The sequence below is a fragment of the Neolewinella marina genome (assembly GCF_002631205.1).
GTDB lineage: Bacteria > Bacteroidota > Bacteroidia > Chitinophagales > Saprospiraceae > Neolewinella > Neolewinella marina.
In genome coordinates, this window is sequence record NZ_PDLO01000001.1 from 264,863 (window position 1) to 287,949 (window position 23,087).

General features: G+C 62.2%; 16 protein-coding genes. 3 read left to right on the top strand and 13 right to left on the bottom strand.

Going from position 1 to position 23,087, the window contains the following annotated elements:
• Nucleotides 1–5: 5 nt before the first annotated feature.
• The 8 genes from CGL56_RS01090 to CGL56_RS01125 form a co-directional block, all read right to left on the bottom strand.
• Entirely contained in the window at nucleotides 6–389 is a 384-nt protein-coding gene (locus tag CGL56_RS01090) for an STAS domain-containing protein (RefSeq protein WP_099104653.1), read from the bottom strand.
• A 67-nt stretch (nucleotides 390–456) separates the two neighbouring features.
• Entirely contained in the window at nucleotides 457–1,716 is a 1,260-nt protein-coding gene (locus tag CGL56_RS01095) for an MFS transporter (RefSeq protein WP_099104654.1), read from the bottom strand.
• Nucleotides 1,677–4,253, bottom strand: coding sequence for an FG-GAP repeat domain-containing protein (locus CGL56_RS01100; RefSeq protein WP_099104655.1), 2,577 nt, complete (start codon nucleotides 4,251–4,253; stop codon nucleotides 1,677–1,679). Before CGL56_RS01100 ends, CGL56_RS01095 begins: the two co-directional genes overlap by 40 nt.
• Nucleotides 4,250–7,570, bottom strand: a complete 3,321-nt coding sequence (locus CGL56_RS01105) for a VCBS repeat-containing protein (protein WP_099104656.1) — start codon at nucleotides 7,568–7,570, stop codon at nucleotides 4,250–4,252. Before CGL56_RS01105 ends, CGL56_RS01100 begins: the two co-directional genes overlap by 4 nt.
• A gap of 2 nt (nucleotides 7,571–7,572) precedes the next feature.
• Complete coding sequence (locus tag CGL56_RS01110) at nucleotides 7,573–8,175, bottom strand: hypothetical protein (RefSeq protein ID WP_099104657.1); 603 nt, start codon at nucleotides 8,173–8,175, stop codon at nucleotides 7,573–7,575.
• Nucleotides 8,172–11,549: a VCBS repeat-containing protein gene (locus tag CGL56_RS01115; protein WP_167641527.1), complete on the bottom strand. Its 3,378-nt coding sequence runs from the start codon at nucleotides 11,547–11,549 to the stop codon at nucleotides 8,172–8,174. The genes CGL56_RS01110 and CGL56_RS01115 overlap by 4 nt, the downstream gene beginning before the upstream one ends.
• 67 nt (nucleotides 11,550–11,616) lie before the next feature.
• The gene (locus CGL56_RS01120; protein ID WP_099104659.1) at nucleotides 11,617–12,159 is read right to left on the bottom strand and encodes a 3'-5' exonuclease; all 543 of its coding nucleotides are present in this window, start codon (nucleotides 12,157–12,159) and stop codon (nucleotides 11,617–11,619) included.
• 63 nt (nucleotides 12,160–12,222) lie between these two features.
• Nucleotides 12,223–12,564 (bottom strand): LytR/AlgR family response regulator transcription factor, encoded by a 342-nt coding sequence (locus CGL56_RS01125; protein WP_099104660.1) that lies wholly within the window; start codon nucleotides 12,562–12,564, stop codon nucleotides 12,223–12,225.
• A 166-nt stretch (nucleotides 12,565–12,730) separates the two neighbouring features.
• Between CGL56_RS01125 and CGL56_RS01130 the strand changes: the two genes are divergently transcribed.
• Nucleotides 12,731–13,540 (top strand): PhzF family phenazine biosynthesis protein, encoded by an 810-nt coding sequence (locus CGL56_RS01130; protein WP_099104661.1) that lies wholly within the window; start codon nucleotides 12,731–12,733, stop codon nucleotides 13,538–13,540.
• Here the strand turns inward: CGL56_RS01130 and CGL56_RS01135 are convergent.
• From CGL56_RS01135 to CGL56_RS01150, 4 genes are all read right to left on the bottom strand, one after another.
• A complete protein-coding gene (locus CGL56_RS01135; RefSeq protein WP_099104662.1) occupies nucleotides 13,500–14,027 on the bottom strand; it encodes an Lrp/AsnC ligand binding domain-containing protein in 528 nt (175 codons plus the stop codon). The genes CGL56_RS01130 and CGL56_RS01135 overlap by 41 nt on opposite strands.
• Before the next feature lie 3 nt (nucleotides 14,028–14,030).
• Nucleotides 14,031–14,606, bottom strand: a complete 576-nt coding sequence (locus CGL56_RS01140) for a hypothetical protein (protein ID WP_143470568.1) — start codon at nucleotides 14,604–14,606, stop codon at nucleotides 14,031–14,033.
• Between the two features lie 30 nt (nucleotides 14,607–14,636).
• The gene (locus CGL56_RS01145; protein ID WP_099104664.1) at nucleotides 14,637–17,543 is read right to left on the bottom strand and encodes a leucine--tRNA ligase; all 2,907 of its coding nucleotides are present in this window, start codon (nucleotides 17,541–17,543) and stop codon (nucleotides 14,637–14,639) included.
• 117 nt (nucleotides 17,544–17,660) lie between these two features.
• The gene (locus CGL56_RS01150) at nucleotides 17,661–18,605 is read right to left on the bottom strand and encodes a pepsin/retropepsin-like aspartic protease family protein (RefSeq protein WP_099104665.1); all 945 of its coding nucleotides are present in this window, start codon (nucleotides 18,603–18,605) and stop codon (nucleotides 17,661–17,663) included.
• Nucleotides 18,606–18,759: 154 nt separating this feature from the next.
• Here CGL56_RS01150 and CGL56_RS01155 point away from each other — a divergent pair, with 154 nt between their 5' ends.
• Nucleotides 18,760–20,376: a CTP synthase gene (locus CGL56_RS01155; RefSeq protein ID WP_099104666.1), complete on the top strand. Its 1,617-nt coding sequence runs from the start codon at nucleotides 18,760–18,762 to the stop codon at nucleotides 20,374–20,376.
• A 13-nt stretch (nucleotides 20,377–20,389) separates the two neighbouring features.
• Here the strand turns inward: CGL56_RS01155 and metK are convergent, their stop codons facing one another.
• Complete coding sequence (gene metK, locus CGL56_RS01160; RefSeq protein WP_099104667.1) at nucleotides 20,390–21,643, bottom strand: methionine adenosyltransferase; 1,254 nt, start codon at nucleotides 21,641–21,643, stop codon at nucleotides 20,390–20,392.
• A gap of 211 nt (nucleotides 21,644–21,854) precedes the next feature.
• Here metK and manA point away from each other — a divergent pair, with 211 nt between their 5' ends.
• Complete coding sequence (manA, locus tag CGL56_RS01165) at nucleotides 21,855–23,045, top strand: mannose-6-phosphate isomerase, class I (RefSeq protein WP_167641526.1); 1,191 nt, start codon at nucleotides 21,855–21,857, stop codon at nucleotides 23,043–23,045.
• Nucleotides 23,046–23,087 lie beyond the last annotated feature (42 nt).

The window sequence follows — 23,087 nt, forward strand, 5'->3', positions numbered from 1 at the left end:
CCGGCTTACTCGTCGCCGGGCTCCGCCTGCAGGTCGCGCTGGAGCTCCTCCATGAAGATGAAATCCACGGCCTCACTCCTGGTGGGCAGAATGGTCAGCACACTGTCCACCTTGCTTATTTCGACCAGTCGCTTTACCGCGGCGTGCTCCACGCCGGTCACCACGAAGGTGCCCAGATTGCTCCACAGGCGGCGGGCGGTCAGGATGGCGCTCAGGCCGGAGGAGTCCACATACTTAACCAGGCTCAGGTCCAGGATCAGGTTGGTGATCCCTTCGTTGGCCAGAATGACGAACTCGGATTTGAGCTGAGGCGCCACGGCGGAATTGAGATTCTCGTCCTCGGGCTTGATCACACTGTAGCGTTCCTGCTTGTCAATACTGAATTTCATCGGTTAGATTTTTTGTTGGTTCTCCGCCGCAAATGTAGCCAAAAGGTAAGGAATGTGGTCGACCCCGCTAATCATCGACCCGTAAAAAGGCAACGGTGAGCACCACCAGCACCAACATCAGCAGGGCCACCAGTCCCAACCCTACCCTCAGCCCCTCCACCCCCGGAAAGAGCGCCATTCCGGCGGGCAGGCGGGCGTTCTGGTAGTCCGATACGAAGCCGATGACGGGAGGACCAAACAGAAAGGCGGCATAACCAATAGTACTCACCGAACTGATGCCCACCCCCGGGCGCAGGCCAGGCACCTTGCTCGCCTGACTGAATACAACGGGTACGAGATTCGACAGCCCCAATCCCACCATCCCGAATCCCGCGATGGCCACCTCCGGCTCCGGCATCAGGATGGCCAGGCTGACCCCCACCAGCGCCAGCACGGATCCGCCAACTACAATCGCCCGGGAACCCAGCCGGCTCCTCCCGAAATCGCCAAAGGCGCGCCCCAGGAACATGGCCCCACTGAACGAAGCCTGGGCCAGCGGCGCGAGCGCTTCCGGACTGCCCGCCACCCGGGTCATGTACAGCGGCGTCCAGTCGGCCATGGCCCCCTCCCCCACCATGGTACACAGGGAAGCCAGGCCCAACAGGATGATGGCCAAACTGAACTTGCTGCCGCCCCCCTCACCGGTCTCGACCTCTCCGGGACGGTCGTACAGAAAGTGGCGCAGGGAATAAACGGCCAGCAGCGTACTGATCGCGGAGATGGTGATCAGGTGAGGCCCCAGGTCGAAGCCCAGGGAAATGAAGCCGGCCGCGGCCCCCGCCCCTACGAACATCCCGCCGGAAAAACAGGCGTGAAAGGAGGAGGTGATGGGTTTGCCCCAGAGCTTCTCCACCTCAACGGACTGGGCGTTCACGGCCACGTCCATCACCCCGGTGGAAACCCCGATCAGGGGCATCACCACCAGCAGAGCAAGGTAGTTGGGCATATAGGCCATCAGGGGGGCCGACAGAATAAATACGAGGGTAGAGATCAGGGCCAGCTGACGACTGCCACTGCGCACGATCAGGAAGCCCGCGAGCGGCATCGCTACCAGGGCACCGAGGGCCAGGGCCATCAGCACGAATCCGGTTTCCCCATTGTCGATGTCGTACAATTGCTGCAACCTAGGCAGGCGACTGGTCCAGTTGGCGTAGACCAGGCCGTTAATGGCGAAAGCCAGGGAAACCCCAATGCGGGTACGGAGAAGGGAAGCCGGCGGTTGGATAGCTGAAAATTGAGTCGGCGAAGCTACGGCAGTTGCAATAAAAGCCAGCCCCCGTCCCGGAATTCCACCCGGTACCGATCAGGTCCCGCACCCTGGATACCGACCACCTCGCGGTGGTTCCACCTGGCGCCGAGGTTGACAAACTGTATCCGGCCGTCGGGCAACAGCAATTGCAGGGCCGCAGCGTCCTGACGCCCCACCCGGGGCAATACGTCCAGGCGGTTACCGCCCAGCAGCCACCCGTTGCCGGCAGGTGCAATGGCGTTTACCGGAGTGATTTGCGCCGGCATACGCAAGGGTGATATTTCCCATCCACGCCCACGGCGCCGGGAAATGCGCAGGTGAGCCAGGGTTTCGGCGACCAACGGTTCGACATTCACCTTCGGAAAGTTTTCAGCGAACCCGCGGCGGCTGAAGTCCGCGTAGCTCAGGTTATTGCGGCGCCACGACGGAAACTGGCCCGCCAGCTCGTCCTTGTCGGCCAGGCTGTACTCCCGGCCCGCGCGCATATAGGTCACCAACGGATCCCGCCGCCCGTTGCCGTCCAGGTCCTGGAGGTACATCCGCAGTGGTGCCTCTGGTGAAGGTTGGCCCAGGGCACTGTTTAGCCCCCAGTTGCCCACCAGGATTTCCTCCTCTCCATCCGGGCCCGATAAATGAACCGACTGCCACCACCCCCGGGTGCCCTCCAGTACCTCATATTCCCAGCCGCCGCCAACCCGCCGGCCAATCCGGATGGGCATCCACATTCCGGCTTCCACCCTTACTGTGGGCGACTCGGCCACCAAGGTATAGGTAGCCTCCCCCTCAGGAACCGCGCCGGGAAAAGGCTGCAGGGGCTCGCGATCGAAGGATCGGCCTGCATCAGCTTGGAGGGTGCCCCCCTGCTCACCCCGCTCCACTACAGTATAGGTGACTGTATCGCCCCGGAAGGGAGGGGAACCCTCTTGTACTACCACCAGGGGCGGGGGGGCTGACTGGGAAAGGAACCCGCGCTGCGGCGCCACCATAAACGGAAGTGCCCCCTCCCCCGGTCGCTGCAACTGCGCCCGACTTCCGTCCGGCCAGGTATGGGTGTGGCGGGAGGAATCGGAGGTTCTTTCAAATACTTCGGCTCCGGTGAGCACACGGTTTTCGTACACCGTCGCCGGGGCGTTCACGTTGTTCAGGACGAGGTCCAGGTCTCCATCCCCGTCCAGGTCGGCGGCCGCGGCCCCCGTGGAGCTGCCCACCATTTCCAGCCCCGACGCCACCCGCCGGTAGGTGAGGCTGGAATCGCGGTCGTAGTATGCATTGGCCACGTAGCCGGAGGGCATTTCCGCCGCGACGGCCAGGTTCCCGCTCTGTCGCGCCACGGCGCTGCTGATGAATTTGAGGTAATCCAGGTCATTGGGCCGCCGCTCGATTCCGTTGGCTACGAACACCTCATCGGCGCCGTCGAGGTCGAAATCCGCGATGAGTACCGACCAGCTCCAGTCGGTGGCGGCCAGGCCGGCCAGTTCGGCGATTTCGGAGAAGGTGCCCCCGCCCCGGTTCCACTGCACGTTGTTGCGGGGCAGCTGGTCGTGGTAGCCTGCCCGCCGTTTGATCCGGTAGAGGTTGTAGGGTTCGGCACTGACGGTAGATTTCAGCACCTGCTCATCACCGGGGCGCATATCCAGGGTCAGCAGGTCGGGCCGCCCGTCGCCGTCCAGGTCCCCGACGTCGCTGCCCATGCTGAAGTTGGAAGTATGCCCCATCCGCTGCCGAACCACTTCCCGGAACCCCCGCCCTGCCTCGTTCAGGTAGAGGTAGTCGTTCTCGGAAAAGTCGTTGCACACGTACACGTCCGGGAAGCCGTTGCCGTCAAAATCGGCGATGGCGGCACTGAGTCCGTAACCGATTTTGGAGGAGTACAACCCCATTTCCCGGGTCACGTCCCGGAAGGTCCCCCCCTCATTGCGCAGCAACAAGTCACCCGCCAGGGTATCCGGCGAGTTGCGTTCCGTGGCATCCCGGTAGGTGGCATCGTTGTGGACGGAATGCCGCAGGAGGTACACGTCCTCGTCGCCGTCCAGGTCGTAGTCGAACCAGTAGGCCTGGGTGTTGAATCCCCCCAGATCCAGCCCGTAGGCCGCGGCACTTTCCGTGAAACTGCCATCGGCTTGCTGCAGGAACAATTCGTTTTTCCCGCTCAGGCCCTTATAACCCTCCACGTTGCAGACGTAGATATCCGGTAGCCCGTCGGCATTGACGTCCGTTACACTCACTCCGGTGGACCATTCCCCGGCACCCGCGACCCCCGCCTCGGCGGTAGCCTCCCGGAAGCGCCAGTTCCCCTCGTTGATGTAGTAGCTGTTGGGGCCCTGGTTGTTGGTGAAGTACAGGTCCGGCAGCCCGTCGCCGCTGATGTCCGTGGCCGCCACTCCCCCGCCGTTGTAGTAGTAGAGGTACTCCACGATGTTCAGGGATTCGGTGGGGGCCAGGCGGTTGATGTTACTCACGCCCGTTCCGGTGCGTTCCTGGAAGAGCGCAGGTAATGGCGGCTCTCCGGCGCGGTCGCAGGTGCCAAGGGCCACCACCAGGAGCCAGGCGAATATGGGGTATCCCCCCCTGATCATCGCTCCAGGATGACGGGTGGTGCGTTGTTGCGGGCCAGTACGTAGCGCCCATTGCCCAGCCACTCAATGCCCCGGATTTCGCCGGCGACCCTGAGGCCGCTTTCGACGGCATCCACCGCCGTGAATCCGCCCTTCCCGTCGTTGCGCAGCAGCAGGCCGCGACCGGCGTCGTAGCGCCCCATTTCCGGCTTCACGTAGTAGAAATTCCCGCCGAGGATCAGGTCCGGGTCCCCGTCCTGGTCCACGTCGTCCACCGCGATGGCGTGGACGGGCGTTTCCTGGGCGGCGGCGGGCAGGTAGCTCACCTGTAACCCTCCGTCCTTGGGGTTCAAGAGTACAAGTGAACGCAACTCCTTAGCGGCATAATACAATCCCTGGTCGAGGGCTTCCCGGCCGAATACGTCTTCCATGTTTTCATCGCCGAAGTCGGCGTAGCGCAGGTAGCGCTTGCGCAGTCCGGGCATCTGCTTCACCAGGTCGTGCAGGAGCGGCAGCGGATAGATCTGATCCCCCTCGTACATGGAGACAATCTGCTCCGCGGTGCCGTTGCCATCGAAGTCGTTGACGTGCATCATCACCGGCCGTTCGGGGCTGGCGCGGAAACGGCTGTTCTGTCCGTGATTGCCGAGTACGATGTCTTCCCGCCCATCACCGTCCAGGTCGGCCAGGGCCAGGGCGGTATACCAGCCGGTCAGCTCGCGGATGTGGGCCGGCAACTCCCGTTCCACCAGCTTCCCGTCGGTGTAGGAAAAGGCGCGGGGGGCCATGTATTCACCCACCACCAGCAGTTCCTTCCGCGCGTCGCCTGATATATCTACCCAGGCGGCGGCGGTTACCATCCCCAGTTCCTCGAGCGTTTGGGTCGTGAAGTTCCCCCGCCCGTCATTCAGGAGGAGATAGCTGTCGGCGGGTACGCCGTACATGCCCGAGCGCAGACGTGCGCCTACGAAGAGGTCGGTATCCCCGTCGCCGTCCGCGTCGTGGGGAGCCACCGTCGCTCCCGCCACCGTGCGCCGGGGGGAAGGCAGCAGCTGGGTGCTTTTGGTCCAGCCACCGGCGCCGCCGTTCAGGTACAGGCGGTCAAAAAGGGCCGCCGAGGCCTCCCCGAATTCGCTGCTGCCGCTGACGACGTACAGGTCATCGTCGCCGTCGCCGTCCGCATCAAAGCAGGCGCAGTCTACGTCCTCGCTCACCTTGTCGGCCTCCAGTAGCGCCTCCGCGGCCCGGCGGTACTGCCCGCTTCCCCGGGAGAGGTACAGGCCGCCGGCCTGATCGCGGGCTCCACCCAGGTAAAAATCGGGCCGGCCATCGCCGTTGAAATCGCCGCGGCAAAGCGCGGGTCCGTCAGCGCTCAGCATGTGATAGATGAGGGGGTCGCGATCAAAATCGCTGTAGCGGTTCTCGCGGTGTACGAAGTCGATGCCCAGGGTGGCAGGCTCGATCGGTCGCAGCAGTGAGGCCGGTGGCTCGGGAGCGGCGGGGGCGGGCCGGGTAGCCGATTGGTCCTGGGCGACCACCAGTAGCTGGTCGACCGTTGGATTGGGGATCGATGACAGCGTACCATCCGGCCACACGATGTCGACCCGGTCGATGTAGTCAATATCCCCCAGCCCAAAATGGAGGCGGTACTGCATGCTCGACTCAAAGCCGCGCATCGGCATGTGCTCCAGATAGAAGGTGTGGTCGCCGGCAACCACCGTTGCCTTGGCCCCGACGGCGAAGGGGTTCTTTCCCCGTCCCCGTAGATCGAGTTGCAGCCAGTGGTGGCCGCTGCTGTGGTTGCGGTAGACGAGGGCCGCGGCGTTGGTATTGTTGACCACCAGGTCCAGGTCGCCGTCATTGTCCAGGTCGCCGTAGGCAGCCCCGTTGGTGAAGCCCTCCAGGTCAAGCCCCCAGTCCGCGGCTACGTTGCGGAAGCGAAAATCCCCGGCCGGCCCCAGGTTCTGGAAGGCGAAGTTGCGCACCGGGTTGGAGGGGATGGCGTCGACAAGTACGGCGAAGTCAACGCTCCCGGTGGCCGTCACCTTCTGCTTGAACTCGTCGGCGGCAATGTAGTCCAGGAAATCACGGTTGGTGAGGTCCTGGTAGATGCCGTTGGCTACGTAGAGGTCCTTGTAGCCGTCGTTGTCCATGTCGAAGATCAGCGCTCCCCAGCTCCAGTCGGTGGCCTCTACCCCGCTGAACCGGCCGATTTCGGTGAAGGTGCCGTCGCGATTGTTGCGCTGCAGCACGTTGCGGGTGAACTGGTGGTAGTAGTCGTTCTTCAGGTTGTACTGGTAGCGGTTCCAGTTCTCGAAGGTGGTAGCTTCCTTCATTCGCTGATTCGACGCCGGCAGCATTTCGGTGACGAAGAGCTCGCTGTACCCATCGTTGTCGATGTCGGCCAGGTCGGCGCCCATACTGGCCGCGCTGATCGACTGCATGGCCGAGGTGAGGGTTTCGCGAAAGGTGCCGTCGCGGTTGTTCAGGTAGAGATAGTCGCGCTCGAAAAAGTCGTTACTCACGAAGATGTCGGGCCAGCCGTCCTTGTCGACGTCGCCCACCGTGACGCCCAGACCGAAGCCGATGATCGATCCGTAGATTCCGGCGGCTTCGCTGACGTCGTGAAAGAAGCCGTCGCGGTTTTCGTACAGCCGGTCACCGCCCACGGAATCACGCTTGGGGCGTTCGTTGCGCTCCAGGTTAAAGGACCCGATGGCCTGGTAGCTGTTGTTCAGCAGGTAAAAGTCCAGGTCGCCGTCGCGGTCGTAATCAAAGAACACGCCGTGGGTGCTCAACCCTTCGTTGGCCAGGCCGTACTCGGCGGCGGCTTCGCTGAAAGTGCCATCCTGCTGGTTGATGAACAGTTCATTGCGGCGGTTGTCGCCCGCGATGTCTCCGGAGTTGCAGACGTAGATGTCCAGCCAGCCGTCGGCATTGACGTCGGCCATGGTGACGCCCGTGCTCCAGGCCGCCTCCCCGCCCACCCCGGCGGATTCCGTGACGTCCTCAAAGGCCAGGTCCCCCCGGTTGAGGAACAGCCGGTTGGCTACCCGATTACCGCTCAGGTAGATGTCGGTCAACCCGTCGTTGTTGACGTCGCCCAGGGCCACCCCGCCGCCGTTGTAGAAGTTGCGGTAGGTATAAATGTTGAAGTCCTCGTCGAAGTCCAGGGTATTGGCAAATCGGACGCCGGAGACGTCGGGGGGCAGGGCCTCAAACCGCCGCTGCCCGTCCCAGGGGGGAGCGTTGTTTTCCACCACCGGATCCGTCTGGCAGCCGGCCAACAGGCCCAGCACTAGCGGTCCCGCCAAACGTATTACCCAGGTGAGGTTCATGCTTATTGTACTAGTCCGAGCGGGTCGCCCTTCAGGGATGAAAGATCGGCAATCATGGCCCTGACGCTGGTGTGGTCCACCTTCCAGAGGGCCACCAGCCGGCTCCCGTCCACGGCGGCGTAGGTGCGGCCGTGCTGGGGGTGATCCAGCTCGATGAATTCCGTAGCCAGGGTCCGGCTGAGGTAGTCGGCCACATCAGGCAGCAGCTTATCGGCGTAGGCGGCTTTGTTCCACGGCGACCAGTCCTGGTACATGAACTCCGTTTGCAAGGCCTGGACGATGCGGGGATTCTGTTGGGTGAAGATGGGATGGAACGACAACTTGGCCGGCCGGTCAAGGTCCGTTTCCATCAGGTGATCGGCCTCCGTGCCCCCGCGGCCCATGGTGATGAGCTGCTGGCGGTTCAACTGGGTGCACCAGTCGAAGTAGGCCGTATCGGTGATGCCCAGGTTGATCCCGAGTACCGTTTCCTTTTCACTCAATTCGGCGTTCAGCCCGTCGGTGACCGCGGAGCGGTAGCGCCCCAGCGGACTGTCGTCCGTTGGCTGGCAAGCGGTGGCCAGGCTGATCACCAGCACCCACAGAAGGGTAAGGGATTGGTTCATTTGGTTTGAGTTTGCAATTTCAGCAGCGGCCCATTGGAACGCGCTACGAGGAAATCCGGCACCCCTCCCCCCCGCGGCGGAAGCGGCAGGATGGCCCGGATATCGCCCGCAAGGTACACGCCCGACTGCCGGGGTTCCAAGCTGGTAAACGTCCCGTCGCCCCTCCCCAGCAAAATGGCGCCGAAGCTGGCGGCATAAATTCCCATTTCGGGTCGGCCGACCGACTGATTGCCCGCCACCACCAGGTCGGTATGCCCGTCGCCGTTCAGGTCCGCGGCCGCCAGGGCATATACCGGAGCCAGTTGCGCTTCCACGGGCAGGGGTTTGCGAATGGGGCCGTCCTCCGTATTGAGGATGACCAGGGATCGCAGCTCCTCGGTATGGTGCACTACCGAGCGGCTAATTATAGTCGGTTCAAACAGCCCATCCATGCTTTTCCCGGCGTAGTCCGCGTAGCGTTGCAGTTGCTTGCGCAGGCCGGGAAGCTGTTTTACCAGATCGTCGCGGAGCAACCACGGGTAGGCCGCCCCGTCTTCTCCCGTCCGGGTGAGTATTTGTTCCGCTTTCCCGTTGCCGTCAAAATCGTTGACGTAGAGCCGCAGGGCGCTTCCTTCAGTAGACCGCAGCCGGGAGTTTAGGCCGTGGTTGCCGACGGCGATGTCGGTACGCCCGTCGCCGTCGAAATCCTCCGCCACGACGGAGTGCCATAGCCCCGCCGTACCTGCCAGATCCTCCACACTTTCCACTGCGCCGCCCGCGGTGAAATGCAGGTAGCGGATCGGACTCCACTCCCCTGCCACCACCAGTTCCAGTTGGGTGTCGTCGTCGACGTTGGCCCAGGTCGCGTCGGTTACCATGCCCAGCTCCGTGAGCTCGGGCAAGTCGGCGGAAGTGAAATTGCCCTTTCCGTCGTTGAGCAGCAGGTAGCTGGTGGCTCCCACCCCGTAGGTCCCCGGCAGCAGGCGTCCCCCCACGAATAGATCCACGTCGCCGTCGCTGTCCAAATCGTGGGGTACCACGCATCCACTGGCCACCGGCTGCCGGCTGGAGGGCAGCAACTGATTACTCCGCTCCCAGCGACCGTTCCCCAGGTTCAGGTAAAGGTCGTCGAGCAGGTTGGCCGAGGCGCGACCGAACTGGTTGCTGCCGTTGGCGACGTAGAGGTCAGCATCCCCGTCGCCGTCGGCATCGAAAAATACTGCAGCTACGTTTTCTGCCACCGACCTCGTCAGAAAGGCCGGTGGGGTAATGTCCCGGTACCCTCCGGAAGCCTGGCCCGCCAGCAACCGTCCGGCGGTTCCGGCCGAGCCGCCGAGGTAGATATCCAAGTAGCCGTCACCAGTAACATCCGCCACCGCCAGGGCCGGCCCTTCATTGTTGACGCCCAGGAACAGCAAGGGATCGCGGTCGAAGTCCACGGCAGCGTCTTCGACGTGTGCTACTACCCCCCCATCGGCCCGCAGGGGAAGGAGCACAAAACCGGGGTGGTCGGAAGCAGGGGCAGCGGCGGCGGGCGCGGGTGGCAGGTCTCTGTCAATCGCCTGTCCAGTTCCCTGTTGCACTACCACAACGGTGTTGTCGGAGGGGATGGCGAATCGTTCTTCCCCACCCCCGGGCCAGTAAACCGAAATTCCTTTCGCCCCCCCGGGCAAATGGATGCGTTTGTCGACGGTACTCTGGAAACCGCGCATCGGATGCAGTTCGCTGGAAAGGGATACGCTGTCGGAATAATGTACCGTCACCCGCGCGCCAATGCCATCCGGATTGCCGGCAATGGTGGACCGCAGCAGCAGCTGCTGGCTCGGCCGCTCGCTGTTGTTGCGGTAAAGCCCGGCGACACCATTAACGTTGTTGACCACCAGGTCCAGGTCACCGTCATTGTCCAGGTCGGCGTAGGCGGACCCGTTGCTGAAGCCCGGCTGACCCAGTCCCCAGTCCTCGGCCACGGCTTCGAAGGTCAGGTCGCCGCGGTTGCGGAAGGTGGCGTTGGAGAGCGGTTCAGACGGGATCAGGTCGATAAGGTCGGTAATCCCCTTGCCCTCCTGCTGGATCATGCGACGGACGGCGTCCGGATTGCCATTGTAGTTGATGTAATCCTGATCGAGCAGGTCCTTTCCGGTACCGTTAGCGACGAATACATCCCGCAGTCGGTCGTTGTCAAAGTCGGCCAGAAGAGCACCCCAGCTCCAGTCGGTGGCCTCCACCCCGGCCAGGCGACCGACCTCCGAAAAATAGCCGTTGCCCCGATTCAATTGCAGGACGTTGCGGCTGAACTGCTGGTGGTAGCCCTTGTCGCGGTACAACTGGTAGCGGTTCCAGCCGTCGAAGGCGGCCTTGGTTTTGTAGCGCCGGTCGTCGGCGGGCAGCATTTCCGTGACGAAGAGATCGGGCAGGCCATCGTTGTTGATGTCCGCCAGATCAGCTCCCATGCTGCCCTTGCTGATTTCCGGCAGGTGGTCCGTGAGGGTCTCTTGGAAAGTGCCGTCGCCCTGATTGAGGTAGAGGTAATCGCGTTCGAAGTAATCGTTGCTGATGAAGAGGTCCGGCCAGCCGTCCAGGTTCACGTCGCCCACCGTCACCCCCAGGCCAAAGCCTATGTTGGAGGAATAGATTCCCGCGGCGGCCGTGACATCCTCGAAGGCGGTGGTTCCCGTTTCCGTCAGCATATTCCGGAACAGGCGGTTCCCCCCCTCGGGGTCCGGGATCTGCCGGAGGTCTTCCCTAAGGTCAAAACCCGTTGTGGCGCGGGTTGAGTTGTTGAGCAGGTAGCAGTCCAGGTCACCGTCCAGGTCGTAGTCGAAAAAGGCGGCGTGGACGGAGAGGCCCACCACCGCCAGGCCGTAGGCCTCCGCCGATTCGGTGAAGGTGCCATCGCCCTGGTTGATGAAGAGCTCGTTGTGGCGCACGCCGGTCATCCCCGGAATTTTTTCTCCCGGCGGCGGACCGGCCTTGCAAACGTAGAGGTCCGGCAACCCGTCGGCGTTTACGTCGGCCACGGCCACGCCGGTGCTCCAGCTGTCCGGGACGGCCACCCCGGCCCGTTCGGTCACGTCCTCGAATTGCCAGTTCCCACGGTTCAGGTAAAGGCGGTTGGGTACGAGGTTGCCGGTGAAGTAGAGGTCGGCCCGCCCGTCGTTGTCAAAGTCGCCAATACCCACGCCCCCTCCGTTGTAGAAGTTGCGGTAGGTATAGGGGTTGAGCAGATCGGTATAGGTCAGGTCGTTGCGGAAGCTCACGCCCGTTGCCTCCACCCCGGGGGCGGTCATCCAGGAGAACTGCCGGTCGGCGGCCACCGCTGTGGGGGCTGGCGCCGCTTCCCGGTCACAGGAAATCAGCAGGCCGATCAGGCCGCAAAGCAGGGTCAGGGTACGCACGGAAAGCGAAGATAACACGCTGTTCGCGCCCTCTGGGGGCGGCCCCGGGCATTGCTGTCCATTTGTCTCAGTACCGCCACATATCCAGCAATTTGCAGAATATCTTGACGGTGTTCTCCGCGTCGTCCAGGGCCCGGTGCTGCTCCCCCGACCATTCAAATCCCTCATGGCGGATCGCGGAAGCCAATCCCCGTTTTTTGGGCAGGCCGCGAATGTCACGGTACTGCGCCTTCAGGTTGATGTGGGGGTCCAGCCAGTAATCGTCCAGGCGGTGCAGGGCACAGTCCTGCCGCAACTGCCGCTCGTCAAAGTTGCCCCAGGCAGCCAGGGCATAGGGCTCGCCGTCCACGTCGATCCAGTCCTGGAATGCCTGAATGACCCGCGTGAAGTCGCGCGACCGGTTAATGTCCGCTTGGTCGATGTCGGTCAGGCGACGGCAAAAATGGCTCAACTGGGGGTGCAACACCGGCTTGATGAGCCGGCTGAAGGCGCCGCCGACTTCGCCGAAGGCATTCACCTCAAAGGCGCCGATTTCAATGGTTTCCTGGACCATACCAGGGGGGCGGCCTTCCCAACAGGTGGCCTCGATGTCGTACACGATGAATCTCACGGACAGAGAACCCTTGGCCCGCGACTACGTTCATTGACCGTCCGAGCGGCCACAGGCGGCGACCTAGAGTCGTGGCATGCGCGCCTTGATGTCGGCGTGGTAGGCCTTGCCGAGTTTGAGTTCCTGGTCATTGAGTTCCAGGATACCCTCTGCGAAGCTGACGCGGCTCACTTGGGTGAAGTTGACCAACAGGCCACGGCTCACCCGTACGAAATCCCCACTTTCGAGCTCCTCGGCGATATTCGCCAGGCTCCGCTTGATGGCAAACCGCTTCTCCTTCGTCTGGATGTAGGCGTAGTTTCCATCGGCCTCGATGTACTGAATCTCAGAGAGTGAAATTTTCAGGTAATTGGTGCCGTCCCGAAGAAACAGATGATCTTTTGAAGGCTGGTTGTAAGAATTCATGCTTTTTGAGTTGTGGTAGCGTATTGGTAAGGGATCAGCCTGGGCCAATGAATGGCGACAGGGCACGGTGGGCAAAGATGCACAAGCCACGCCATACTTTACGACGCCGACCGCACCCCCGGTTTTATACCTTGCCGTTCTTATTCATCACAATAAACGTTAATACATGCATAATCTCCCACTTTACCAGGTAGATGCGTTCACCAACCGCCTCTTTGGCGGCAACCCGGCTGCCGTGGTTCCGGTGCCGGAATTTCCCTCCAAAAAGCTCATGCAGCAGATCGCAACCGAAAACAACCTTTCGGAAACAGCCTTCGTCGTGATCCGCGGAAAGGGCAAGTTCGACATCCGCTGGTTCACCCCCACCACCGAGGTTCGCCTCTGTGGCCACGCCACCCTGGCCGCCGCTCACGTCCTCTACCGATCGGGCGGCAATGACCTGGACAAGCTGCGCTTCAAGACCCGGGAGGCCGGCACCATTGTCGTGGCCCCGGCCGAAGGTGAGGGCAATTACCGCCTTGATTTTACGGTCGACAAGCCAAAAAAGACCCGCTCCTCCAAGAAGCTCCGCGGAGCCCTTGCCGGACTAAAACCGGTGGAAGTCTACGAGGGAAAAGACGACCTGGTGGCCGTGCTGAAGAACCAGGAGCAGGTCGAGAGCCTGGTGCCCAACTTCCACGTCATCGCGCGCCTGAAACGCCGTGGACTGATCGTGACCGCCCCCGGCAAGGAGGTGGACTTCGTCAGCCGCTGTTTTTTTCCCGCCTACGGCATTGATGAGGACCCGGTTACCGGATCGGCTCACACCCTGCTGACCCCCCTCTGGGCCAAACGACTGGGGAAAAAGGAACTTACCGCCAGACAACTCTCCCGCCGCGGCGGAGAACTGCGCTGCGAGCTGCGCGGCAAAAAGGTCCGCCTCACCGGACAGGCGATCACTTTCCTGGCCGGGCAGATTTTGCTGGACCGTCTGTAGCACGGAGCTCCGCCAGCTCCTCCTGACTGACTACCTGTACCGGGCGGTCGATGGTCTCTTCCAGGGAGATGAATGTTTCGGTGCGCTGGATGCCGTCAAATGCCTGTATCCGCTGCAGCACGTCGCGCAGGTGGTCGGTGTCCCGGCACACCACCCGGGCGAAGATGCTGTACACCCCCGTGGTGTAGTGCGCCGAAACAATCTCCTGGATGCCCTTCAGGTACTCCGCCGCTTGGTTGTACAATCCGCTGCCCTTCAGGTAAATGCCCAGAAACGCCGAGACGTCGTAGCCAATCTTGGTATGGTCCACCACCAGGGTCTGACCCCGTACTACCCCGGCGGCAATGAGTTTATTCATGCGTACGTGGATGGTGCCCCCGGAGACGAATAGCTTGGCCCCCAGTTCGGTGTAGGGCCGTTTGGCATTCTCCATCAGCAGGGCGAGGATCTTGCGATCCAGGTCGTCCAATTCGTATTCAGCAGCCATAGTTCAGGTTTGCTTGCGGGTTACCGTGACCGGAACACCAGCCGTGCGCTGGGTTTCGGCAAGTTTCAGTTCATTACCCGGCTCCAGCCACTCCTCCAGGGCCTCGGCCGTGGCCTCCTCGTAGTCGGGGTTGCGTTCCGGGGTTTCCAGCCAGAGCAGGCACACCAGCTTGCGGGGGTTCGACATGCGGCGCTCCGCTTCGGCCCAGAACCAATAGTGGGACTGGGGTTGGTTCACTTTGCGCAGATCGTACCAGAAAAGCTGTAGGGCGATCCACCAATTGCGGCGCATGGCGCGATTCACGATGCGGATGAGGCGCTTGGTGTCGACGAACTTGCGGCCGACGTGCTCCCCCAGGGCCTCCGGACTGCGCCGCCGCGTGCGGTGTCGCTCCTCCCGCCGGCGGTAGTTCTTCACCTCGATCAGCCACAGCCGGCCCTCGGGGGTAAGACAGATAAAGTCCACCCCCTTCAGGCCGTGGCCGCTTACGCTGTGGTAAGCCGCCGTTTCGTCAAACTTGCGCACCACCCAGGATTCCGGGAAGGTGAGTTGTAAATCGCTTTCTTCGAAGGTGTTCACGCCGACAAAATAGCACATCGGCGGATATGCCTAGCCTACCACAAAATTTACCATGCGCTTGGGCACCACGATCACCTTTCGTACGGCTTTTCCGGTCAGGTGGCCCTGCACCTGCGCATCGGCGCGAACGGCTGCCTCAATTTCCTCACGGCTGGCTTCCGCGGGCAGGTCCAGCGTAAGCCGGGTCTTCCCGTTGAAGGCGATGGGATAGGTGATGCTGTCCTCTACCAGGTATTCCTCCCGCCATTCGGGCCAGGTAGCGTGGTGGACGCTGTCCATATTCCCCAGGGCGGCAAAGAGCTCCTCGGCCAGGTGGGGAGCAAAGGGCGCGATAAGGCGGACGGTTGGCTCCAGGATGCCCCGCTTGCGGCAGTTCATTTTGGTCAGTTCGTTCGTGGCGACCATGAAGGCACTGACGCAGGTGTTGAAGCTCAGTTTGTCAATGTCTTCCGTCACTTTCCGAATCAATGTATGAAGTACTTTCATCTCGGCCCTGGTCGGAGCTTCCTCCGTTACGCTGAGCCGGTCTCCTTCCCCCACGAACAGGTTCCAGTAGCGGCGCAGGAAACGGTATACGCCGTCGATGCCCGACACGCTCCACGGTTTGGCCTGGTCGATGGGGCCCAGAAACATTTCGTACATCCGGAAACAGTCGGCACCGTAGCGGTTGCAGATGTCGTCCGGGTTGACGGCATTGTACTTCCGTTTCGACATCTTTCCCTGCTCGACGCTCAACTCCAGGTACTGGCGGCCCTCCCGGTCGGTTTGCCAGGCGAAGGCACTTGCCTGCTGAAGGATGGTCCGGAAGTAGGCGGCGTCCTGATGGTCGAGCCGCTGGGCCTCTTCCACCGCGGTCAGGTAGAGTCGGAAACTGCTTTCGTTGTTTACCGAGGTTTCGGTGACAAACCGCAGGGGCGTCAGCCGCGTGCCGGTACTTTCGTCGACCACCAGGTAACCGCTGCCGATGCCTTCCACGGTCAGGGGGGTGCCCTCGGCCACGTCGCTGCTCACCCATACCGGATGCCTCTGTCCGTCGTCGGTCAGCAGTATGCCCAGGTGGATGTAGCTGATGGGGCCACCAATCATGCCCTGGTTGAGCAGTTTCTTGTAGGGCTCCCGGGTCGGCACCTTGCCGATGTCGAAGAGGAACTTGTGGATGAGGCGGCTGTACAGGATGTGGCTCACTGCGTGTTCCGCGCCCCCGACGTAGAGGTCGACGTCACGCCAGTAGTTGACGGCCTCTTCGCCCACGAAGGCATCCCCGTTGTGGGGGTCCATGTACCGCAGGTAATACCAGTTGGAACCGGCGGTAGCGGGCATCGTATCCGTTTCCCGGCGGCCTCGCGGCGTCGCCACCCAATCCTTGGCACGCTCCAGCGGCGAAGCCCCGCTGACGGCCCGGAAATCCTCCATTTCGGGCAGGGTCACGGGCAGTTCGTCCAGCGGCACCAGGTGGGGCACGTCGTTTTCGTCGTAAATGATCGGCCAGGGCTCTCCCCAGTACCGTTGGCGGCTGAAGACGAGGTCGCGGATGCGGTAGTTGACCTGCCGCTTGCCCCGTCCCATGGCTTCGATGCGCTCGGTGGCGGCCTCGATGGCCTCCGGGACCTCCATCCCGTTCATGAAGTCGGAATTGATGATCCGTCCCACCTTGTCCTTGAGGGTAGCCCCGGGGTAATCCGTTTTGTCGACCACGTCGATGATCTCGATGCCGAATTTCTCGGCAAACCGCTTGTCGCGGTCGTCGTCGCTGGGCACGGCCATGATGGCCCCCGTACCGTAGTCCTTGAGTACGTATTCGGCGATGTAGATCGGCACCCGGTTCCCGGTCAGGGGGTGAGTAGCGTACGCACCGGTGAAGGCCCCCGTAACTCGGTTCTCGCTCACGCGGTCCAGCTCGCTGCGGCGGCCGACGTAAGTCAGGTATTCGTCAATCTCACTTCGCTGGGCGGGGGTCGTCAGCTTGTCTACCAGCTCGTGTTCCGGGGCGATGACCATAAAGGTCGCACCGTAGATCGTGTCCGGACGGGTGGTGAAGATGTCCAGCTGCTCGTCGTGACCTTCGATGTCGAAGTGGACCAGGGCACCGATGGATTTGCCGATCCAGTTCACCTGCTGGGCCTTCAGCCCCTCGCTGTAGTCGACTTCCGCCAGCCCGGCCAGCAGCCGCTCGGCGTAGGCAGTGATGCGCAGGCTCCACTGTAGCATGGGCCTTTGTTCCACGGGGTGGTTGCCCCGCTCGCTGCGCCCGTCCTTCACCTCATCGTTCGCCAACACGGTGCCCAGTGCCTCGCACCAGTTCACGTAGCTGACGCTGCGGAAGGCCAGCCGGTAATTCATCAGCAGGTCGCTGCGCCCCTTGGCGTCGAGGGCGTTGAATGCCTCCGCGCTTAACTCCAGGGCTTCGCTTTCGGCGGCCTCCAGTCCCGCGGTGCCGTGAGCACTCAGGTGGTCGATCAATTCCTGGATGGGGCGCGCCCGGTCCTCCCGGCAGTCGTACCAGTGGTCGTACACCCGCCCGATGATCCACTGCGTCCACTTGAAGTAGTCGGGATCGGAGGTATTTACGCTGCGGTCCCAGTCAAAGCTTAGTCCCAGCCGCTCCATTTGCTCGCGGTAGCGGGCGGTGTTGCGGGCCGTCGACTCCGAAGGGTGAACCCCCGTGTCGATGGCGTACTGCTCCGCCGGCAGTCCAAAGGCGTCAAAACCCATCGGGTGAAGCACGTTATAGCCGGCCTGCCGCTTGTGGCGCGCCACGATGTCCGAACCGATGTACCCCAGCGGGTGCCCCACGTGCAGGCCGGAGCCGGAAGGATAGGGAAACATATCCAGCACGTAGTACTTCGGGCGGGCGGTATCGTTGGTGGTCCGGTAAGTCTTATGCTCCTGCCAGTAGTCCTGCCATTTCTTGTCAATGGCCTGCACGTCAAATTTCATCGGGGCTATTCCTTAGTGAGGCCGCAAAGGTAGTGCACAGGGCGGGGGCGCGGGTGCCATGAAGATCAGGAAATGCCGGACGAATCTCCGGGCCGCAACCGGGCCGCCGGTCCCGGTTTACCAGAGGTGCATCTTCTGCCGCCGGTAGTCGATTCCCACCGTATACTGGCTGAGGAAGGAGGATCCGAGGATGCCCGCCAGGGGCAGGTCTCCGGCCTCCTGGAGGTGGGAAAGGTCGGTGGTGACGAACTGCAGGGCTTCGTCGCCAGGGAAATGCTCCGACATTGAGAGTTGCACGGAAGGGCAATCCACCGCGCGGCCATCCAGTCCCTGGACGTTCACGGAGGCTCCCACCACTTCGGCAGCCAGCTTTTCGGCCGCCCAGTCGGCCAGCAGGTTAAGGCCGGCGCCGGTATCGATGGCAAACCGGTAGCGCTTGCCATCGATCTTCAACTCGATGACCGGCAGGTGGTCCGCAAGGGCGAAGCGCAGACTTGCCCGGGGCAGCTGACCGTCGTGTCGGGGCCGTCGCTGCGAGGCCAGCAGCTGAAACGTCTGTTTGTGGTAGTCGATGCGCAGTTCGCCCTCGTTCAGCAGGTCATAGCCCACGAAGCCGTCGATCCGCTTGCCGGTCCGGATTTCCATGTCGCGCAGGTCGACCCCGATCGCCCAGTAGTTGTCTACCGAGCGGTCCAGCATCTCGAAGTGATCCACCCGGTGGTCGGTGAGGGAAACCTGCCCCCCGGCCCCCAGGCCCGTGAAGCGACTGTCATTGTCCCCCCCGCCCCGGTTGTTGACCACCAGAGTTGGCGCACCGGTGTCCAGGATGAAACTGCCGGGGGCGCCATTAACGGAAGCCTCGAAGAAAATCAGGTTTCGGTCCAGCACGAAGGCTTCGCTCGCCGCCGAGGCCCGGGGGTTCACCAGGGTGGGCGCCGCCCGCTCCCCTACCCCCCCGAGGAGGTTGACGCTGCGCTGACCACTCAGCAGGCCAGCCCACAGCACGGCCACGACCGCCAGGAGGCAGTGGAAGCGGGCGCGGTAGGAAAGGGCTGAAGTCACGGAAGGTCAGGTAGATTGGCCAGATAAAGTTAACCATTTATTTACACACAGTTAACATTGATTGTTGGCCGTGCCCCCGACTATTTTAGAATTCGTTTCCGCCCCATTCCGGTTGCCCGCCTTTGTGTACCTTTGTGTCCCGTAATCGCAGAATATGACCAAGTATATTTTTGTTACGGGCGGGGTGACGTCGTCCCTCGGAAAAGGCATCATTGCCGCCTCTCTAGCCAAGTTGTTGCAGGCCAGGGGGCTCTCGGTAACCATCCAGAAGTTTGACCCCTACCTCAACGTCGACCCCGGCACGCTGAACCCCTACGAGCATGGGGAGTGCTTCGTGACCGACGACGGGGCGGAAACGGACCTCGACCTGGGTCATTACGAGCGGTTCCTGAACATCTCCACCAGCCAGGCGAACAACGTGACCACCGGCCGGATCTACCAGACCGTCATCGAGAAGGAGCGCCGCGGTGACTACCTGGGCAAGACCGTCCAGGTAATTCCCCACGTCACCGACGAGATCAAACGGCGCATCCAGTTGCTGGGCACCACCGGAGAATACGACATCGTAATCACCGAACTCGGTGGGACGGTCGGCGACATCGAAAGCCTGCCCTACCTGGAAAGCCTGCGGCAACTGCGGTGGGAACTTGGGGTCGACAACTGCATTACGGTTCACCTCACGCTCATTCCCTACCTGGCCGCCGCCAAGGAACTCAAGACCAAGCCCACCCAGCACAGCGTCAAGGAACTGCTGCAGACGGGCATCCAACCGGACATCCTGGTGGTACGGACGGAGCACGAGATCGACGACTCCATCCGCCGCAAGCTGGCCCTGTTCTGCAACGTGGAAAAGAGCTGCATCGTGGAAGCCCTGGATGCCTCGACGATCTACGACGTCCCCCTGCACATGCTGAAGGAAGGACTGGACGCTACGGTAGTCAGCAAACTCCGGCTACCCGATCGCAAGGCGCCGGACCTGAGCCGTTGGAAAGACTTCCTCGGCAAGCTCAAGAACAGCACCCACGAAGTGACCATCGGCCTGGTGGGCAAGTACAACGAACTGCAGGATGCCTACAAATCCATCTATGAGGCATTCATCCACGCCGGGGCCATGAACGAATGCAAGGTCAAGGTCGTCCCCATTCACTCCGAGCAGCTGGAGGGGGAAGCCCGCGACGTGGGCAGCTTTCTGGACCGCTTCGACGGCATCCTGGTAGCCCCGGGCTTCGGCGAGCGGGGTATCGAGGGCAAGATCGAGGCCGTCCGCTACGTGCGGGAAAACGGCATCCCCTTCTTCGGGATCTGCCTGGGCATGCAGTGCGCGGTCGTCGAATTCAGCCGCAACGTGGCCGGGATCGCCGGTGCCGGCAGCTCGGAGGTGGATCCCCTGACCGAATCGCCGGTCATCGACATCATGGAGGACCAGAAGGACATCTCAACCAAGGGGGGCACCATGCGCCTAGGCGCCTATGAATGCCGCCTGGATCCGGCCTCAAAGACCGCCAAGGCCTATGGCACCACCGAAATCAGTGAGCGTCACCGCCACCGCTACGAATTCAACAACCGCTACCTGGAGGAGCTGACCAAGGCCGGACTCACCATTGCCGGTGTCAATCCCAAGACCAACCTGGTGGAGGTGATCGAAATCGGCGACCACCCCTACTTCGTCGGAGTGCAGTACCATCCGGAGTTGAAGAGTACGGTGGAGAACCCCCACCCCCTCTTCGTCTCCTTCGTGGCCGCCGCCCTGAAAAAGCGGCTCAAGCAATAGTGGTAATCCCGGTTTACAGACCGAAGGCGGCCTTCACCTGCTCGACGTAGTCCAGTTTCTCCCAGGTGAAGGTCTCCACGGTCAGGGTCTTGGTTTCCCCCGATCCGTTGCGGAAGGTGATTTCCTTCGTTTCGCTCTGGCGGCCCATGTGACCGTAGGCGGCCGTGTCGAGGTAGATGGGGTTGCGCAACTTCAGCCGCTGTTCGATGGCGTAGGGGCGCATATCGAAGAGTTCGCTTACCCGCTGGGCGATCTGGGCGTCCGTGAGGTCCACCTTGGAGCTGCCGTTGGTATTTACGTAGATATTGGTGGGCTTGGCTACCCCGATGGCGTAGCTCACCTGCACGAGGATTTCGTCGGCCACCCCGGCGGCGACCAGGTTTTTGGCGATGTGGCGGGTGGCGTAGGCCGCGGAACGGTCCACCTTGCTGGGGTCCTTACCGCTGAAGGCTCCGCCCCCGTGGGCACCCTTGCCGCCGTAGGTATCGACAATGATCTTGCGGCCCGTCAGTCCGGTATCCCCATGGGGCCCGCCAATGACGAACTTGCCCGTCGGATTAACGTGGTAGGTGATGGTATCGGTGAACAGCCCCTGCAGTTCCGGCTTGACCTGGTCGCGCACGGCGGGAATGATGTAGTCGATCACGTCCTGGCGGATCGTGGCGAGCATCATATCGTCCGCGCCGAATTCGTCGTGCTGGGTCGAGACGACGATGGAGTCGATCCGCACCGGACGGTGGTTGTCGTCGTATTCAATGGTGACCTGCGACTTGGCGTCGGGGCGCAGGTAGGTCATCTTCTCCCCGGCCCGCCGCACGGCGGCCAGTTCCTTCAGGATGCGGTGGCTCAGGTCAAGGGCCAGGGGCATGAAGTTCTCGGTCTCGTTGGTGGCATAGCCGAACATCATACCCTGGTCGCCGGCACCCTGCTCTTCGGCCGATTGCCGCTCTACGCCCTGGTTGATGTCGGGCGACTGTTCGTGGATGGCACTGAGGACCCCACAGCTATGGGCCTCAAACATGTACTCGGATTTCGTGTAACCGATCTTGCGGATCACGTCGCGAGCCAGCGTCTGTACGTCCAGGTAGGTCTCCGACTTCACCTCGCCGGCCAGTACGACCTGACCGGTGGTCACCAGGGTTTCACAGGCTACTTTCGAATCCGGATCGAAGGCAAGGAAATGGTCAACGAGGTTGTCACTGATCTGGTCGGCGACTTTGTCGGGATGACCTTCGGAAACCGACTCAGAAGTAAATAAATATGGCATGCTAGGCTGTTTTACGGAAAGTGGCGCAAGGTAGGTATTTTGACCTAATGCAAGCCCGGCCGTGCGCGGCTCCAGGTGAATTCCGGAGCCGATCCCCGCACTCCTGAGAAAAATTTACCGGGTCACCGGCTGGTCCGCCATAAAGTCACAACTTTGCGGGGCCGGCCAAGGGCCGGAGCACCACTTTCAACACCCTCAAAAATCTGCAACCGTGCCCAATCTCTACCCCTTCGACGGAGTCATCCAGCATTACGCTTGGGGAGGCTATGAGTACCTACCCTCCCTGCTGCACGCAGACAATCCGGACCATCAGCCCTGGGCCGAATTGTGGATGGGTGCCCACGAAAAAGGGCCGGGCCGGCTGCGGGACGCCGCGGCCACCCTGGCGGAGGTGATCCAGAAGGACCCCACCGGAGTCCTGGGTGAAGCGGTGGCCCAACGGTTCGACCAACGGCTACCCTTCCTGTTCAAGATCCTTGATGTGCGGGAGATGCTCTCCATCCAGGTCCACCCCACCAAGCAGGCCGCGGAAGAAGGCTTCGCCGAGGAGGAACGCAACGGACCCGCACGGGATGCCCCGGACCGCAACTACCGCGACGATAACCACAAGCCCGAACTGGGCGTGGCGCTGACCGACTTCTACCTTCTCCACGGATTCCGGTCCCCGGAAGCCATCCGCGCTACCCTGGCGGACGTGCCAGGGTGGGATGGCTTGATCCCCACCCTGGACGAAGGGGGCACCGAAGCCCTCTACGCCCACGTGATGGGTGCCGAACAGGCGGAGATTGATCAATTGCTGACCCCATTGGCGGAGGAGGTACGCAAGGGCAACTACCACCGGGACCAGCCCCGCTTCTGGGCCCAGCGTGCCGTTGAACAATATACCGACGATGGCCACCACGACCGGGGCATGTTCTCCATCTTCTGGTTCAACCTGGTGAAACTTACCCCGGGACAGGGCATCTTTCAGGACGCCGGTATTCCCCACGCCTACCTGGAGGGCTGCTGCATCGAACTGATGGCTAACAGCGACAATGTGCTCCGTGGAGGACTGACGCCAAAACACATCGACGTCGAAGAGTTGCTGAAGCATACCGACTTTCAAGCCGTCGAGCCCAATCCGCTTGCGCCCCAGGCCGCCCGGGGACCATGGAAGATATACCCCACCCCGGCACCCGACTTCAGCCTCTCCACGGCGCGGGTCAAGGCCGGATACTCCCTGCCCGTTGAGGCCTCCGATGCACCCGGCATCCTGTTACTAATGTCCGGAGCCCTGGAGGCCAACGGGACCCGCCTGACGGAGGAGCAGCGGACCGTATTCGTGCCGGCGGGTAGTTCCGTCGACTGGTCGTGTACCTCCGATGCCGTAGTATACTGGGCTACGGTAGGCACCATAAAATAAAGGCTCGCCGGAAATTGCCGACGAGCCTTTCAACAGGGAATA

Bases quoted from the DNA above. Each gene is read 5' to 3' on its own strand.
- CGL56_RS01090 (WP_099104653.1), bottom strand. From the start codon at position 389: ATGAAATTCAGTATTGACAAGCAGGAACGCTACAGTGTGATCAAGCCC.
- CGL56_RS01100 (WP_099104655.1), bottom strand. From the start codon at position 4,253: ATGATCAGGGGGGGATACCCCATATTCGCCTGGCTCCTGGTGGTGGCC.
- CGL56_RS01105 (WP_099104656.1), bottom strand. From the start codon at position 7,570: ATGAACCTCACCTGGGTAATACGTTTGGCGGGACCGCTAGTGCTGGGC.
- CGL56_RS01110 (WP_099104657.1), bottom strand. From the start codon at position 8,175: ATGAACCAATCCCTTACCCTTCTGTGGGTGCTGGTGATCAGCCTGGCC.
- CGL56_RS01125 (WP_099104660.1), bottom strand. From the start codon at position 12,564: ATGAATTCTTACAACCAGCCTTCAAAAGATCATCTGTTTCTTCGGGAC.
- CGL56_RS01130 (WP_099104661.1), top strand. From the start codon at position 12,731: ATGCATAATCTCCCACTTTACCAGGTAGATGCGTTCACCAACCGCCTC.
- CGL56_RS01135 (WP_099104662.1), bottom strand. From the start codon at position 14,027: ATGGCTGCTGAATACGAATTGGACGACCTGGATCGCAAGATCCTCGCC.
- CGL56_RS01145 (WP_099104664.1), bottom strand. From the start codon at position 17,543: ATGAAATTTGACGTGCAGGCCATTGACAAGAAATGGCAGGACTACTGG.
- CGL56_RS01155 (WP_099104666.1), top strand. From the start codon at position 18,760: ATGACCAAGTATATTTTTGTTACGGGCGGGGTGACGTCGTCCCTCGGA.
- metK (WP_099104667.1), bottom strand. From the start codon at position 21,643: ATGCCATATTTATTTACTTCTGAGTCGGTTTCCGAAGGTCATCCCGAC.